The organism is Streptomyces sp. SID9727 (genome assembly GCF_010550605.1).
GTDB lineage: Bacteria > Actinomycetota > Actinomycetes > Streptomycetales > Streptomycetaceae > Streptomyces.
The window spans coordinates 1-14,571 of sequence record NZ_JAAGNI010000295.1 but is presented as its reverse complement, the minus strand read 5'-3'; the positions used below and the strand labels follow the sequence as shown (position 1 = coordinate 14,571).

Sequence of the window (14,571 nt, the reverse complement as noted above, 5' to 3'; positions counted from 1 at the left end):
TACTTTGGCATGTCAGCGAAGTCCCCGTCGGCGAAGCCCGGGCATCATGTTCCGCGAAGGTCAGGGACGTTGGCGTTCACGGACCGGAGGCCCCCGGCGCGGGGCGGAAGCGTCCGGGCGCCCGCGGACCGCCGCGCGCCTCTCCCGTGCCGTCCCAAGGCCGGGAATGCGCGGGACCGGTGACACACCCTTTGGCGCCATTCCCGGGGAGAGGGTCGACAATCGGCCATTTCCGGAGACCGGGACCCCGCGTGCGCCCGTTCCATTTCACCGGCGCCAAACCTCGCGCACCCCAGGTCCCCTCCATCGGGCGAATCCGGAGGAGGTCCGGCGTGCCGCCGCACGGCCTGGAACATGCTCCCGGTCGTGTACGGATCACTCTTCTGGCGGCTGGCCGCGGCGCTCGCGCTCACCTGGCTGCTGACCGCCCCCACCCCCGCGAGCGCCGACAGCTGCGCGTACGCCTCCATCGGGGAGGAGGACGGCGGCACGGCGGTGGTGATCAGCGGCGACGGCGACTGCTTCGCCGGCCCGGAGCCGGAGCCCACTCCGACGCCCACACCGAAACCGAAGCCACCCCCTCCGCCACCGCCGCCCCCGAAACCGGCACCACCCCCACCGCCGCCTCCTCCGCCACCCCCGGCACCCGAACCCGAACCGGCACCACCGCCCCCGCCTCCACCCCCGCCGCCGCCGGCCCCGAAGCCCGCACCGAAGCCGAAGCCGAGCCCTTCGCCATCGGTGCGGCCCTCGCCCTCCGTCCACGTCGCGCTCCCCGCCTACCGCCGGCCGGTGCGGAAGACGCCGCAGCGTCACACCTCCCTGGTCACGCTCACCTTGATGATCACGGCGCCCGCGGTGTTCGCCGTCGCGGTGCTGCGCCCCCGTTCCCGATGAATCCCGGAGACGCCCATGTCGGAATGGCTCGTCCTCACGCTCGCCATGGTCGCGGCCACCGCCGTCGTCCTGACCATCGCCGTGCTCAGCAACCGCAGACTCCCGGAGGACGACGACCCGTCCGAAACCCCCGATGTCATCGAGTACATGACGATGATGATCGGAGTGATCTACGCGATCGTGCTCGGTCTCGCCATTGCCGGCGTCTGGGAGGGCCGGAGCGCCGCGCAGGAGTACGTACGCCAGGAGGCCCAGGCCCTGCACGAGGTGAGCGCGCGCTCCGCGGTCTATCCGCAGGAGGTGCGCGCCCGCATCCGGGCGGACGTCGACGCGTACGTGAGCTATGTGGTGCACGACGAGTGGCGGACCATGACCGAGCACGGGAGTCTCAGTGACCGCGGCACCGAACTGCTGGACAAGGTACGCGCCGACGTCACGGACTACCGGCCGAAGACGGACCACGAGGGTGAGGCGTACCAGCCCCTGGTGGACCAGGTGGCCGCCGCCGACGACGCCCGCAGCTCACGGGGGCAGAGCGCGGGCGCGACCATGCCCGGGGTGGTGTGGTTCGGTTTGATCATCGGCGCCCTGGTGACCGTCGGGCTGATCTTCACCCTGCAGATCCGCCGGACGTTCCGGGAACTCCTGCTCGCGGGGCTCTTCAGCGTGCTGATCGCCTTCCTCCTCTTCCTGATCTGGGACTTCGACTCCCCGTTCGGACGGGGCTTCTCCGCCACCGCCGCGCCCTTCCTCGACCTCTTTCCGGGGGCGGCGGACGGCTGACCGAGGACCGGTGCGCCGCCCGGGGGACAGCGGTGCCCCATTCGCCGGACCCCGATCGCGGGCGAAATGCACCACTTCTAGCGTGGGCGGCATTCGAGGTGCATTTCTGACACTTTGTGGAAATCCGTTCCGCAGCTGCTCCTCGGGGACCCGGAGGACTCACCATGCGCGCAATACGTGTCGCCCCCGTCGCTCTGCTCGGCGCCGCCGCACTCGCCCTGACCGGCCCGGCCGTGACCGCGTACGCCGCGACCGCGGGCGGCCCGTCGGGCGGCGGGAACGGATACACCGTGACGCCGTCGGTGGTCGCGCCCGGGGGCAAGGTCACCCTGGCGGCCCGGGGTTGCTCGACGACGGCCACGGCGTCCTCGGGGGTGTTCGACACGGTCACCATTCCGATGAACGGCAGCGCCCAGGCCACCGTCGACCGGGACGCCAAGCCGGGCGCCGCCTACGAGGTGACGTTCATCTGCAACACCTCGCCCAGCTCCACGGCCAAGGTCAACCTCACCGTCAGCGCGGCCACGGGCACGCCCACCACGAGCTCGACCAGCACGGCGGCCGCCCCGGCGTCGCCGGCCGGTGTGCAGGGCGGTCTGGGCGGCAGCATCGACAGCGTGAACTCCGGTGAGATCGTGGCGGGCACCGCGCTCGCCGTGGCCGCCGGGGCGGGCGTCGTGTTCTTCGTACGCCGCCGCAGGGAGAGCCGCTCGCACTGACCGGTACGAGCGGAATGGGCAACGAGAGTCGCCCCGGATCCTGTCACAGGATCCGGGGCGACTTCGTTATCGGTCCGGCGGGGGCGTCCTGGCGGTCAGGCCGTCCCATGGCCCGTCCTCCGGCGGCGCATGATGTACACGCCTCCGCCGAGGGCCGCCGAGGCGACGAGACCGGCGCCGACGCCCATCTCGGCCGGGGTCGCCGCCATCGAGCCGCCGAGCCCGCCCTGGGCACCCCGGCTGCCGAGCACGGTGAAGCGGTGGCCCGCCGTCCGGTCGGTGCCGTCGCACCGGACCGTCAGGTTGTACGTGCCGGGAGTCGCGTCGTCGAAGATGCGGACCCGGGCGTGGCCGACCCGGCCGGCCGAGAGCCGGGTGGTGCGGAACGCGTTGGACGAGACGCTGCCGCCCCGGCCGCAGCCCTCGGCGCTGACCTGCATGGCCGCGCCCTGGTGCACGCGCTCGGGGTCGACGGTCACGTTGTTCGGGCCGTTGTTGCGCCCGTTGCCATTGCCGTTGCCGTTGCCATTGCCGTTGCCGTTGTTGTTGTTGCCGTTGTTGTTCCCGTTGTTGTTGCCGTTGCCGTTGTTCCAGCCGCCCGGCTCGTTCCAGTCGTTCTGGTTGTTGCCGGTGTTCTGGTTGTTGTTCTGGTTGTTGTTCTGGTTGTTCCCGACGTCTCCGCCGGCGGCCGCCATCGGGGCGCCGGCCCCGAGGGCGGCGACGGCGGCCGCCGCGACCACCAGAGCGCGTGTAGCACGCATCGTTCCAACCTCCACCGGGAAGCGCCCCGGGGCCCTGTGCGCCGGGATGGATCGACGAGAACGCCTCCCATGACGAACCCTCACCAGATTCTTGATCGCACGCATTTCGGCACTGCTCCGGACCGGTGATCCGACACGCCGTGCGGGCACCCCGCAAGCTGACGGAAGCCCAGGTCACGGGCCGTCAGGATTTTTGTCCGCGCGCTACTCCGATGAGCATCCGGGTGGTACGCCGCCACCCGTTCGCCCGTCTCTGATCGCCGCCCGGTGGCGCCGCGCCTAGCGTTCTGCTCGTCGCGACGAAGGGAGAACCATGGGCCGGGACAACTGGCGACCGGAACGGATCCGACACTCGCCGTGGGGCGCACTCGCCCTGGCGATGCTCTCCGGCCTGGCGCTCATGCGCAACGGGGCCGACCTCTCCCCCGGCCCCCCGCAGCCGGTCGCCGCCGCCTCCGTGGGCCACCAGAACAACGCGCCGGCGCCCCCGGCCGCGGGCCCGGTCGTCAAGCCGCTCCCGTACGCCCCCGTCGCCCGCGTGGCGATCCCCTCCATCCAGGTCGACGCGCCGGTCATCGATGTGAATCTCGACCCGGACGGCTGGATCGAGACCCCGCCGCCGGAGGACCCCAACCTGGCCGGCTGGTACCAGAACGGCATCGCCCCCGGTCAGACCGGCACCTCCGTCATCGTGGGCCACGTCGACAACAAGGCGGGGCCCGCGGTCTTCTACGCGCTCGGCTCGCTGAAGAAGGGGGACCGCGTCGAGGTCGACCGCAGCGACGACCGGGTGGCGGTCTTCGAGGTGTACGGCGTCGAGGTCTTCGCCAAGAACGACTTCCCCGGCGCCCGGGTGTACGGCGACACCGGGCAGCCGGAGCTGCGGGTCATCACCTGCGGCGGGGGCTACACCAAGGCCGACGGCTACGACGGCAACGTCGTGGTCTTCGCCCGCCTCGTGGACACGCGCTGACGGTCCCGTCAGCGGCGCCGCGGCACCGTGAGCCGGTATCCGTCGTCCAGCAGCTCCGGCAGATACCGGCGCAGCGCCGCCACGCTCTGCGAGCGGTCGCCGCCCGCGTCGTGCGAGAGCACCACGACCCCGGGGCCCGCACCCTGCCTGACCCGGTCGACGATGGTGTCGGTGCCCGGCACGGTCCAGTCGAGGGTGTCCACGGTCCAGGCCATCGGCTCCATGCCCAGCGCGGCGCCGATCTCGAAGGAGTCGCGGTTCCAGGCACCGTAGGGCGCCCGGTACCAGAGCGGTGCCGCGCCGGTGATCTTCTCGATGACGTCGCTGGTACGGCCCAGCTCATCGGTGATCCCGGCCCGGGTGAGCGTGGTGACCAGGGGGTGCGTCCACGAGTGGTTGCCCACGGTGTGCCCCTCGTCGGAGATCCGGCGGACGAGGTCGCGGTTGTCGTTCGCCATCTCCCCGCAGAGGAAGAACATCGCCCGTACGTCGTGCTCGCGCAGCGTGTCCAGGATGTGCGGGGTGTGGAGCGGGTCGGGCCCGTCGTCGAAGGACAGCACCATGGCGTGCCCGATGTCGGGCAGCTGCTCGAACGGCCGGGTGCGGACCGGCGGGGCCGCCGGGCGGTACCGGGGCGACGTCTGTCCCGTCATGGGCCGCAGCCTATAGGCGAGCTCCCGGACGCGGAAGGCGGCGGCCGGGGGGCCCGCCGCGCCCCGGACGGGGGTCGCCGGACGGGCCGGGGAGGTGACGGGGTCCGGGGCGACGAGCCGTACGGCGGCGACGGCGCCCAGGCCGGCGGCCAGCCGCAGGACCGTCCTCCGCAGGGGTGGCCTGCGATCACTCTTCATCCCCCACTGCTCGCACGTCCGCCTCGCCGCCCGCTTCAGCGACACCGGCCACCGAGGTTTTCGCACCCGTATGGCGGGAAGGCCCCGGCGTCCGGGGTGAGCGGGTCCGGACGCCGGGAGGGCGAGCCGGAGGCCGCGGGGCGAGCCGATAGCCTCACTGCCGTGACAGATCAGCACTCCCACCAGTTCGAACGTGGCACAGACGGACCGAAGGTGATCGTGGCGGGCCTCGACGGTTCCGAGTCGTCCATGCGCGCGGCGGCCTACGCCGCCGGGCTCGCACGGCGCCAGCGGGCCATGCTGGCCCTGGTGTACGTCCAGCCGGTACTGGCGGCGGGCGCGGCGCTCGGGGCTCCGGTCAGCGACGCGACCGCCGAGGTGGCCGAGGGGCTGGTGGAGGAGATCCGGCAGTCGACGGCCCGGATGAAGGACATATGGGATGTCCGCTGGGAGTTCCACACGTTCCGGGGTGACCCGTACAACGGTCTGGTGACCGCCGCCGACGAGCTCAAGGCGGACGCCGTGGTGGTCGGCGCGTCGGAGTCGGCGGGGCACCGCTTCATCGGTTCGGTGGCCGTCCGCCTGGTGAAGGCGGGCCGCTGGCCGGTCACCGTCGTGCCGTAGAGCCTTCCCCGGAGCGCCGCCCGACCGTTCACCGCACCATTCGCCGCTCCGAGCGACCGCTCGTCGCACGGTGCGGCGTTTGTCCTGTTGCTCGTGGCCCGGATGCGCTCGTATACGCCGGGTCGGCAGCGAGGCGGGACCTTGGCGGGAAGGGCGTTCACCATGACCACGACGAAGACCGATGAGCGGGCGCTCGCGGAGCTCCAGCGTGAACACGGCCCCGCCCTGTTCCACTTCCTGCTCGGTCTGACCTTCGGTGACCGGCAGCGGGCCGAGGACCTGCTCCAGGAGACGCTGGTGCGGGCCTGGCAGCACCCGGAGGCATTCGACGGCCCGTACGAGTCGATGCGGCCCTGGCTGTTCACCGTGGCGCGCCGGCTGGCGATCGACGCCCGGCGCTCCCGGCTGGCCCGGCCGGCCGAGGTCGGCGACGCCGGTCTGGAGTGCGCGCCGGCGGGCGCCGACACGGCGGAGTCCGCGGTCGCGGCGCTCGATGTGCGCGAGGCGGTGCGTGCCCTGAGCCCGGAGCACCGGTCGGTGCTGGTGCAGATCTACTTCCGGGGGCTGAGCGTGGGCGAGACCGCCGAGGTGCTGGGGATACCGGCGGGCACGGTCAAATCGCGTTCGCACTACGCACTGCGGCTGCTCTCCCGGAATCTGCCCGGCTACACGCGCCGCCCCTCTCAGGGGCGGACGGTCGTCGGCGCCTCGTGCCTGTGACGGAACCGGTCCGGCGGATACCGCCTTTCCGGCCACGCCGGGCGCGCTCCCCCGGTTCAATGCTGCGTGGGGCGATCGGCCGGGCAGCCCGCCGGCCGTACGGCCCCGAGACCGAGGGAATGGGGCGATACGGGATGCCTCCGGAACGTCATGAGGGGTCCGGCGCAGGCGGGCTGCCGGTGCCGATGGCCTGGATGTACGCGGAGTACCTGGCCGACGAGCTGCTGCGCACCGGCGACCTGATGGAGCCGGCGACGCTGGAGTTCCGGGCGGGGCGGGACGCGTTGGCGCTGACCATCTTCCTGCTGGACGGGGCGGTGGCCGGGGCGCTGCCGGCCGCGCGGGTGGACGAGCTGCGGCTGCTCACCGCGGCCGGGACGCCGTGGCGCCGCTGGGTGCGCACCCGGCTGGCCGCCCCGGTGGCGGGCGGCACCGGGGCGGATCTGGCGCTGGCCCGGTCGGCCTGGCGGTGGCTGGAGGAGACCGAGCTGCTGGCCGCCGATCTGGAGGCCGTCGGGCAGCTGCCGCCCTGGGAGCCGGGCGGGGGTGCCGAGGAGGAGGCGCGGGTATGGACCCCGGCCTGGCAGCTGGGCCTGCCGCTGGGGCATCTGGCGGTGCACCTGTACTGACGGCGCGCCCGTACGCGGCTCGGCCGTACCGGGGCGCCGCTCAGGACCCGTGCACCCCGGCGCGGTACTTCGGCAGCCGCAGGGTGATCCGCATCCCGGCGCCGATGCCCGTCTCGATGACGAGCCCGTACTCGTCCCCGTACACCTGGCGGAGCCGTTCGTCCACGTTGAGCAGGCCGATGCCGGTCGATCGGCCGCCCTCGCCGCGCAGGATGTGGCGCAGCCGCTGGGGGTCCATGCCGGTGCCGTCGTCCTCGATGACGACCTCGGCCTCGGAGCCGGCGTCCAGGGCGCTGATGGTGATGCGGCTGGAGGTGACGGCGCCTTCGAGGCCGTGTTTGACGGCGTTCTCGACGAGCGGCTGGAGGCAGAGGAAGGGCAGGGCGACGGGCAGGACCTCGGGGGCGACCTGGAGGGTGACGGAGAGCCGTTCGCCGAAACGGGCCCGGACCAGGGCGAGGTACTGGTCGATGGAGTGCAGCTCGTCCGCGAGGGTCGTGAAGTCGCCGTGGCGACGGAAGGAGTAGCGGGTGAAGTCCGCGAATTCCAGGAGGAGTTCGCGGGCCTTCTCCGGGTCGGTGCGGACGAAGGACGCGATGGCGGCCAGTGAGTTGAAGATGAAGTGCGGGGAGATCTGGGCGCGCAGGGCCCTGATCTCGGCCTCGATGAGCTGGGTGCGGGAGCGGTCGAGTTCGGCCAGTTCGAGCTGGACGCAGACCCAGCGGGCGACCTCGCCCGCGGCCCGGGCCAGGACCGCCGATTCGCGCGGGGCGTAGGCGACGAGGGTGCCGAGGACGCGGTGGTCGACGGTCAGCGGCACGGCGACGGCCCACTTCAGCGGGCAGTCCAGATCGTCGCAGTCGCTGCGGAAGGCGGTGTCGCGGCCGGTCTCCAGGACGCCCGCGACCTGCTCCATGACGTCCTGGCCGTGGTGGTCTCCCCCGCCGTCCCAGACCAGGACCCCGCCGCGGTCGGTGAGGCACAGCGCGTCGGTGCCCAGCAGCGAGCGCAGTCGGCGCGCCGACCGGCGGGCGCTGTCCTCGGTGAGCCCGGCGCGGAGCGGGGGCGCGGCCAGGGACGCGGTGTGCAGGGTCTCGAAGGTGGCGTGCTCGACGGGCGTGCCGACGTCGCTGGTGCGCAGGGGCCGGGCGGTCCGGCGGCCGAGCAGGAGGCCCCCGCCGAACAGCAGGAGGGCGAGCACGACGATGACGGCGTATCCGGCCCCGGTCACCGGTGCCTCCCGGTGAGCGCCTCGGGCAGGTGGAATCGGGTCATCGCGGCGTTGGTGCCGGGCGGTACACGGCTCGGTGTGGCGAGCGAGACCAGGATCATGGCGAGGAAGCCGACGGGTACGGACCAGACGGCGGGCCAGGCGAGCAGGGCGTGCGGCCAGCCGGGCGGGCGTACCGCGCCGCTGACCGTGATGGCGACGGAGAGCAGCGCGGAACCGCCGCCGAGCAGGAGGCCGGCCACCGCCCCGGGCGGGGTGAGGCGGCGCCACCAGATGCCGAGGACGAGCAGCGGGCAGAAGGAGGACGCGGAGACGGCGAAGGCCATGCCCACGGAGTCGGCGACGGGGACCCGGCTGACCATCAGCGAGCCGGCCAGGGGCACGGAGATCGCGAGGACGGTGGCCAGCCGGAAGTGCCGCACCCCGCGTGAGGGCAGCACGTCCTGGGTGATGACGCCGGCGACGGCCATGGTGAGCCCGGACGCGGTGGAGAGGAACGCGGCGAACGCGCCGCCCGCGACGAGCGCCCCGAGCAGGTCGCCGCCGAGTCCGCCGACGACCCGGCCGGGCAGCAGGAGCACGGCGGCGTCCGCGTCGCCGCCGTGGATGAGCTCGGGGGCGTAGAGGCGGCCCAGCGCGCCGTAGACGGGCGGCAGGAGGTAGAAGACTCCGATGAGGGCGAGGACGGCGACGGTGGTGCGTCGGGCGTCGCGGCCGTTGGGGCTGGTGTAGAAGCGGACGACGACGTGCGGCAGCCCCATGGTGCCGAGGAAGGTGGCGACGATGAGGCCGTAGGTCGCGTACAGGGGGTGGTCGGCGCGGAACGCGGAGAGGTGTTCGTCGAAGGTGATGCGGGGCTGCCCGTCATCCCGCCAGGCCAGCACCAGGAAGATCGCGGGGACGAGGAGCGCCGTCAGCTTCAGCCAGTACTGGAAAACCTGGACGAAGGTGATCGAGCGCATCCCGCCGGCGGCGACGGCGAGGACGACGACGGAGGCGACCAGCACGTCGCCGAGCCAGCCGGGCGCCCCGGTGAGGATCTTGAGGGTGAGTCCGGCGCCCTGGAGCTGGGGTACCAGGTAGAGCCATCCCGCGCCGACGACGAGCACGCTGACGAGCCGGCGGACCTGCCGGGACTCCAGGCGCCCTTCGGCGAAGTCGGGCAGTGTGTACGCCCCCGAGCGGCGCAGCGGAGCGGCGACGAAGACCAGCAGGACCAGATAGCCGGCGGTGTAGCCGACCGGGTACCAGAGCATGTCGGGCCCGTGCACGAGGACCAGGCCCGCGATGCCGAGGAAGGAGGCGGCGGACAGGTATTCGCCGCTGATGGCGGCGGCGTTGAGCCGGGGGCGCACGGTGCGCGAGGCCACGTAGAAGTCGGAGGTGGTGCGGGATATCCGCAGTCCGAAGCCGCCGACGAGGACGGTGGCCAGGACGACGGCGGCGACGGCCGCCACCGCGTACGTGCGGCTCACGGGGCGGGGCGGCCTTCCACGAGCCGGGCGAAGTCGCGCTCGTTGCGCTCGGCGCGGCGCACGTACCACCACGCGAGCACGGTGAGCGGCGGGTAGGCGGCGAAGCCGAGGACCGCCCAGACGACGGCGGAGCTGTGCAGGGCCTCGAAGACGAGGGGCAGGGTGCCCACGACGGCGGCGAGCACCGCGAAGGCGGTCAGCCCGGCCCGCAGCTGTCCGCGCATCAGCGAGCGGACGTAGGCGCCGCCGAGCGCGGTCTGCTCGTCGATCTCCGACTGGGTGCGGTAGCGCGGCAGCGGGCGCACCCGCCGGGGCTCCCCCGTCACCACTTCGCGCCGGGGTGTGGGCTCTGCGGACATGGGGCCGGAGTGTAGGCGGCACCCGGCCCTGCTGGGAAGGGGTTTCGGGGCGGGTAGCGGCTGGTCAGCGGCCGGTACCGCGCATCAGGAGGTCGCGCAGCGCGCGGGTGTGGCGACGGCTGACGGCGAGCTCCGCGGTGCCGATGCGGACGCTCATGCTGCCGGCGTCCAGGCGCAGTTCGTCGATCCGGCCGAGGGCCACGAGGTGGCGGCGGTGGATGCGGACGAAGCCGCGGGTGCGCCAGCGCTCCTCCAGGGTGGTGAGGGGGACGCGGACGAGGTGGCTGCCGGTGGTCGTGTGCAGCCGGGCGTAGTCGCCCTGGGCCTCGGCGTACGCGATGTCGTCGATCGGGATGAAGCGGATGACGCCGCCCAGCTCGACGGCCATCTGGTCCTGCGCGGTGTCGTGGACGACGGGCGCCGAACGGTCCTGCACCTGCTCGGCGACGCGTCGCACGGCCTCGGCGAGGCGTTCGCGGCGGACCGGCTTGAGGACGTAGTCGACTGCCTTGAGGTCGAAGGCGTGCACGGCGAAGCCCTCGTGGGCGGTGACGAAGACGATGAGCGGCGGCGCGGCGAATCCGGCGAGGAGCTGGGCGACGTCGAGCCCGGTGAGGCCGGCCATGTGGATGTCCAGGAAGACCACGTCGATGGCGGACGGGTCGTCGGGGCCCGCGTCGACGGCGTGCCCGATGCGGCGCAGCGCCTCGGTGGCCCCGGTGGCGCCCTCCGCGCTGCGGATGCGGGGGTCGGCGCGCAGGAGGTAGAGCAGTTCCTCCAGGGCGGGTTCTTCGTCGTCGACGGCGAGTACGCGGAGCATGAGGCCGGAGTGTAGGGCGTGCCCCCGCGAAGCGCGCGCCCCTACTTGAGCAGCCGGGACAGACGGCGGTCCGCGAGCGGTCTGCCGCCGGTCTGGCAGGTCGGGCAGTACTGGAGCGAGGAGTCGCTGAAGGAGACCTCGCGGATGGTGTCCCCGCAGACCGGACACGCCTGGCCGGTGCGTCCGTGGACGCGCATCGCGCTCTTCTTCTCGGCCTTGAGGCGTCCCGCCTCGACCCCGCCGGACCGGGCGACGGCATCCTCCAGGGTGGTGCGCAGGGCCTCGTGGAGCCGGGTGATCTCGTCTTCGGTGAGGTTCGCGGTGGGCTTGAACGGCGACATCCTGGCGACGTGCAGGATCTCGTCGCTGTACGCGTTGCCGATGCCGGCGATGAGCGACTGGTCGCGCAGCGCGCCCTTGATCTGGCGGCGTTCCCCGTCGAGCAGCGCGGCGAGCGCGTCCCGGTCGAACTCCGGGCCGAGCGGGTCGGGTCCGAGGCGGGCGATCCCGGGGACCTCGGCCGGGTCGTGCACGAGGTGGACGGCGAGGCGTTTGGTGGTGCCGGCCTCGGTCAGGTCGAAACCGTCGCCGCCGGTGAGGACGGTACGCAGGGCGAGCGGGCCCTTGCCGGGGCGCGGTGGGGCGGCCGGGAAGGCGTCGTTCCAGCGGAGCCAGCCGGCCCGGGCGAGGTGGGTGACCAGGTGGAGCGGGCCGACGCCGATGTCGAGGAACTTGCCGTGCCGCCGGACATCGGTGACCGTGCCGCCGTGCAGGGCGGTGAGCGGAGGGTCGTAGGTCTTGAGGACGCTGATGGCGACGGGCAGGACGCGGTCGATGTCCTTGCCGACGAGGTGGTCGTCGAGGAAGAGCCGCAGGGCTTCGACTTCCGGCAATTCGGGCATGGTCCCAGCCTGCCGCAGCGGCGCGCGGGACGCCTATCGGAGGCCGTACACGCGTTCCGCGGTGGTGCCGAGCACGGCGGCCCGCTCGTCCTCGCTCAGGTCCTGGATCAGGGCGCGGGCGGTGTCCAGGACCTCGGTGTACGTGGCGGCGAGGCGGCACACCGGCCAGTCGGAGCCGAACATGAGCCGTCCGGGTCCGAAGGCGTCGACGACGGTCTCCGCGTACGGGCGCAGGTCGTCCGGGGTCCAGGCGTGCCAGTCCGCTTCGGTGACCAGCCCGGAGAGCTTGCAGACGGTGTTGGGGAGGGCGGCGAACGCGCGCAGGTCATCGGCCCAGGGCCGGGTGCGCCCGGTGGCGATCGGCGGCTTCCCCGCGTGGTCGAGTACGTGGACGAGCCCCGGGAGCGCGGCGGCTGCCCGGGTCGCGGCGGGCAGCTGGTGCGGGAGGATCACCAGGTCGTGGACGAGCCCGGCGTCGGCCACGGCGGCCAGACCGCGCAGCACGTCGGGGCGCAGCAGCCACTCGGGGTCCGGTTCGCCCTGGACCTGGTGGCGCAGTCCGACGAGCCGGTCGCCCCCGGGGAGTTCGCGCAGGGCTGCCAGGGTGTCGGCGATGTCCGGAGCGGTGAGGTCGGTCCAGCCGACGACCCCGGCGACCAGCTCGCTTCCGTCGGCGAGGGCCAGGAACTCGGGTGTCTCCTCGGCCACGGTGACGGTCTGGACGAGGACGGTGGCGGCGACCCCGGCCGCACGGGCCTCCGGTTCGAGGTCGGCGAGGGCGAAGTCGCGGCGCAGGGGGGCCAGCGCCTCACCCGTGATCCAGTCCTGGTCGCGTACCGCGAGGTCCCACACATGGTGGTGGGCGTCCACGACGCGGGGCCGTGCTGTCATCTCACAGCTCCCAGACGACGGGGAGCCCGGCTTCGGCGCCCTCGGCGGAGTAGTCGTGGACGACGTCCAGGAGGCCGTCCATCCGGGCCTGCCAGGCGACGTTGACGGGAAGTTGCTCCAGCTCGGCGAGGAGGCGGGCGTAGTCGTCGCACTCGATGAGGTGGAAGAGGTCGGTGCCGCTGCGCCAGATCGTCCAGGAGCCGGCGCCGGCCGCGCGGATCGCCCGGATCAGCTCCGGCGGGACCTCGCGGTGCGCGGCCTCGTACTCCGCGATGCGGTCGGCGCGGACCTTGGTGTGCAGGGCGATGCGCATGTCAGTGTCCGTTCCCGGGCAGCAGGCCCTGGTCGCGCAGCTCGTCCCAGAGCGCGCCGGGGATCTCCCGGCGCAGTTGCGCGGCGGCGTCGCGCACCTCGTCCGGGGAGCGGGTGCCGACGAGCACCCCCGCGACGGCCGGGTGGGTGAGGGGGTACCGCAGGGCGGCGGCGCGCAGCGGCACGCCGTGGGCCTCGGTGACGGCCCGCAGCCGGAGGGCACGGTCGAGGAGGCCGGCCGGGGCGGTGGCGTAGTCGTAGGTGGCGCCCGGGCGCGGGTCGGCGAGGAGACCGGAGTTGAAGACCCCGCCGACGACGACGCTCCGGCCGCGTGCGGCGGCTGCCGGCAGCAGGTCGGTGAGGGCCGACTGGTCGAGGAGGGTGAACCGGCCGGCGCACAGGACGACGTCGACGTCGGTGTCGCGGACGAAGCGGGTGAGCATCGCGGTCTGGTTCATACCGGCGCCGATCGCCCCGACGACCCCCTCGGCGCGCAGTCTCTCCAGTTCCGGGTACGCCTCGCGGAAGGCGGGTTCCGCGTGGTCGTCGGGGTCGTGGAGGTACGCGATGTCGATGCGGTCGAGGCCGAGGCGGTCGAGGCTGTCCTCGATGCTGCGGCGGACGCCGGCCGCGCTGAAGTCCCAGCGGCGGCGGTGCGTGGCGCGGACGGCGAAGCCCTCGGAGAGCCCGTCGGGGGCGGCGGTCTCCGATGCGGGCAGCGGTTCGAGGACGCGGCCGACCTTGGTGGAGAGCGTGTACGCGTCGCGGGGGCGGCGGCGCAGGGCCTCCCCGAGGCGGCGTTCGGAGAGGCCGAGTCCGTAGTGCGGCGCGGTGTCGAAGTGGCGGATGCCCGCGTCCCAGGCGGCGTCGACGGTGGCCGCCGCCCGTTCCGGTTCCACTTCGCTGAAGAGGTTGCCGATGGCGGCCGCGCCGAAGGAGAGTTCGGTGATCGCGACCGTGCTGCCGCCCAGCCTGTTGCGCCGCATGCTGCCGCCGCCCTCCTCGATGATCGCTGCCACTCAGCGAATATTCATCGGATCACTTGGGCGCGTCAACACCCCTGCGGCCACCGGTTACGGCGAAAGGGAGCCGACCTGTCCGATCTATGTAGGGATCACCTCTGCGAGAAGCGCGTCCAGTTCCTCGTCGGCGCACCGCGCCAGCCCGTCCAGGCCCGGCAGCGCCTTGCCGTCGCCCACGACTCCGACGTGCACGCGCGAGCCGTACGTCGTGAGCGCGACGGCCATCGACTGCCCCCGGGCCAGCGGCGCCATCGGGTACAGCGCGCTCAGCGGGCAGCCGGCCAGCGAGAGGCGGGAGCGCGGCAGGGGCACGCTGGTGACCAGGACGTCGAAGAGCATCCGGGCCGCGTTCCCGGCGAGCGGGGCACCGAAACGGTGGGCCAGCGACGGCAGCTGATCGGCGAGCACGGCGACCGCTCCTGCGCCGCGCAGCGGGCCCGCGGCCTTGTTGCGGTCCATCGCCTCGCGTACCGCGCGCAGCCGCTCCCGGGGATCCGGCTCCGAGACGGGGAGGTCCAGGAGGTAGGCGGAGAGCCGGTTGCCGGTCGCCACGGCCGCGCCGCCCGGCCGGCGCCGCGAGACCGGGACCAGGGCGCGCGGGT

Annotated in this window: 18 protein-coding genes; 7 read left to right on the top strand and 11 right to left on the bottom strand. The window is 73.3% G+C overall.

The window, feature by feature from the left end:
• The first annotated feature begins 366 nt into the window (after nucleotides 1–366).
• From G3I41_RS19080 to G3I41_RS19070, 3 genes are all read left to right on the top strand, one after another.
• Nucleotides 367–897 carry a hypothetical protein gene (locus tag G3I41_RS19080; RefSeq protein WP_343242168.1) on the top strand — a complete coding sequence of 177 codons (531 nt, stop codon included), beginning with the start codon at nucleotides 367–369 and terminating at the stop codon, nucleotides 895–897.
• A 15-nt stretch (nucleotides 898–912) separates the two neighbouring features.
• Nucleotides 913–1,680 (top strand): DUF4239 domain-containing protein, encoded by a 768-nt coding sequence (locus G3I41_RS19075; protein WP_164401427.1) that lies wholly within the window; start codon nucleotides 913–915, stop codon nucleotides 1,678–1,680.
• Between the two features lie 164 nt (nucleotides 1,681–1,844).
• Entirely contained in the window at nucleotides 1,845–2,399 is a 555-nt protein-coding gene (locus G3I41_RS19070; protein ID WP_164401426.1) for a hypothetical protein, read from the top strand.
• Nucleotides 2,400–2,494: 95 nt separating this feature from the next.
• Here G3I41_RS19070 and G3I41_RS19065 read toward each other — a convergent pair whose 3' ends face one another.
• Entirely contained in the window at nucleotides 2,495–3,160 is a 666-nt protein-coding gene (locus G3I41_RS19065) for a hypothetical protein (protein WP_164401425.1), read from the bottom strand.
• A 313-nt stretch (nucleotides 3,161–3,473) separates the two neighbouring features.
• On the opposite strand from G3I41_RS19065, the gene G3I41_RS19060 reads away from it, so the two are divergent.
• Entirely contained in the window at nucleotides 3,474–4,133 is a 660-nt protein-coding gene (locus G3I41_RS19060; RefSeq protein ID WP_164401424.1) for a class F sortase, read from the top strand.
• 8 nt (nucleotides 4,134–4,141) lie between these two features.
• On the opposite strand, the gene G3I41_RS19055 is transcribed toward G3I41_RS19060, so the two are convergent.
• Nucleotides 4,142–4,984 carry a polysaccharide deacetylase family protein gene (locus G3I41_RS19055; protein WP_164401423.1) on the bottom strand — a complete coding sequence of 281 codons (843 nt, stop codon included), beginning with the start codon at nucleotides 4,982–4,984 and terminating at the stop codon, nucleotides 4,142–4,144.
• Between the two features lie 162 nt (nucleotides 4,985–5,146).
• Between G3I41_RS19055 and G3I41_RS19050 the strand changes: the two genes are divergently transcribed.
• From G3I41_RS19050 to G3I41_RS19040, 3 genes are all read left to right on the top strand, one after another.
• A complete protein-coding gene (locus G3I41_RS19050; protein WP_164401422.1) occupies nucleotides 5,147–5,608 on the top strand; it encodes a universal stress protein in 462 nt (153 codons plus the stop codon).
• 162 nt (nucleotides 5,609–5,770) lie between these two features.
• Nucleotides 5,771–6,328 (top strand): sigma-70 family RNA polymerase sigma factor, encoded by a 558-nt coding sequence (locus G3I41_RS19045; RefSeq protein ID WP_164401421.1) that lies wholly within the window; start codon nucleotides 5,771–5,773, stop codon nucleotides 6,326–6,328.
• 134 nt (nucleotides 6,329–6,462) lie between these two features.
• Nucleotides 6,463–6,957, top strand: coding sequence for a hypothetical protein (locus G3I41_RS19040; RefSeq protein ID WP_164401420.1), 495 nt, complete (start codon nucleotides 6,463–6,465; stop codon nucleotides 6,955–6,957).
• 40 nt (nucleotides 6,958–6,997) lie between these two features.
• Here G3I41_RS19040 and G3I41_RS19035 read toward each other — a convergent pair whose 3' ends face one another.
• The 9 genes from G3I41_RS19035 to G3I41_RS18995 form a co-directional block, all read right to left on the bottom strand.
• Complete coding sequence (locus G3I41_RS19035; protein ID WP_164401419.1) at nucleotides 6,998–8,188, bottom strand: histidine kinase; 1,191 nt, start codon at nucleotides 8,186–8,188, stop codon at nucleotides 6,998–7,000.
• Nucleotides 8,185–9,663 carry a cation acetate symporter gene (locus tag G3I41_RS19030; RefSeq protein WP_164401418.1) on the bottom strand — a complete coding sequence of 493 codons (1,479 nt, stop codon included), beginning with the start codon at nucleotides 9,661–9,663 and terminating at the stop codon, nucleotides 8,185–8,187. The genes G3I41_RS19035 and G3I41_RS19030 overlap by 4 nt, the downstream gene beginning before the upstream one ends.
• Nucleotides 9,660–10,022: a hypothetical protein gene (locus G3I41_RS19025; RefSeq protein ID WP_164401417.1), complete on the bottom strand. Its 363-nt coding sequence runs from the start codon at nucleotides 10,020–10,022 to the stop codon at nucleotides 9,660–9,662. The genes G3I41_RS19030 and G3I41_RS19025 overlap by 4 nt, the downstream gene beginning before the upstream one ends.
• 64 nt (nucleotides 10,023–10,086) lie before the next feature.
• Complete coding sequence (locus G3I41_RS19020; protein ID WP_164401416.1) at nucleotides 10,087–10,842, bottom strand: LytTR family DNA-binding domain-containing protein; 756 nt, start codon at nucleotides 10,840–10,842, stop codon at nucleotides 10,087–10,089.
• Nucleotides 10,843–10,883: 41 nt separating this feature from the next.
• Nucleotides 10,884–11,744: a DNA-formamidopyrimidine glycosylase family protein gene (locus G3I41_RS19015; protein ID WP_164401415.1), complete on the bottom strand. Its 861-nt coding sequence runs from the start codon at nucleotides 11,742–11,744 to the stop codon at nucleotides 10,884–10,886.
• A gap of 33 nt (nucleotides 11,745–11,777) precedes the next feature.
• The gene (locus G3I41_RS19010; RefSeq protein ID WP_164401414.1) at nucleotides 11,778–12,635 is read right to left on the bottom strand and encodes an amidohydrolase family protein; all 858 of its coding nucleotides are present in this window, start codon (nucleotides 12,633–12,635) and stop codon (nucleotides 11,778–11,780) included.
• A 1-nt stretch (nucleotide 12,636) separates the two neighbouring features.
• Nucleotides 12,637–12,948 carry an L-rhamnose mutarotase gene (locus G3I41_RS19005; protein ID WP_164401413.1) on the bottom strand — a complete coding sequence of 104 codons (312 nt, stop codon included), beginning with the start codon at nucleotides 12,946–12,948 and terminating at the stop codon, nucleotides 12,637–12,639.
• A gap of 1 nt (nucleotide 12,949) precedes the next feature.
• Nucleotides 12,950–13,933, bottom strand: a complete 984-nt coding sequence (locus G3I41_RS19000; protein ID WP_164401522.1) for an aldo/keto reductase — start codon at nucleotides 13,931–13,933, stop codon at nucleotides 12,950–12,952.
• 117 nt (nucleotides 13,934–14,050) lie between these two features.
• Nucleotides 14,051–14,571: WS/DGAT domain-containing protein (locus G3I41_RS18995; protein WP_164401412.1), on the bottom strand; the 521-nt coding region annotated here is incomplete at its 5' end.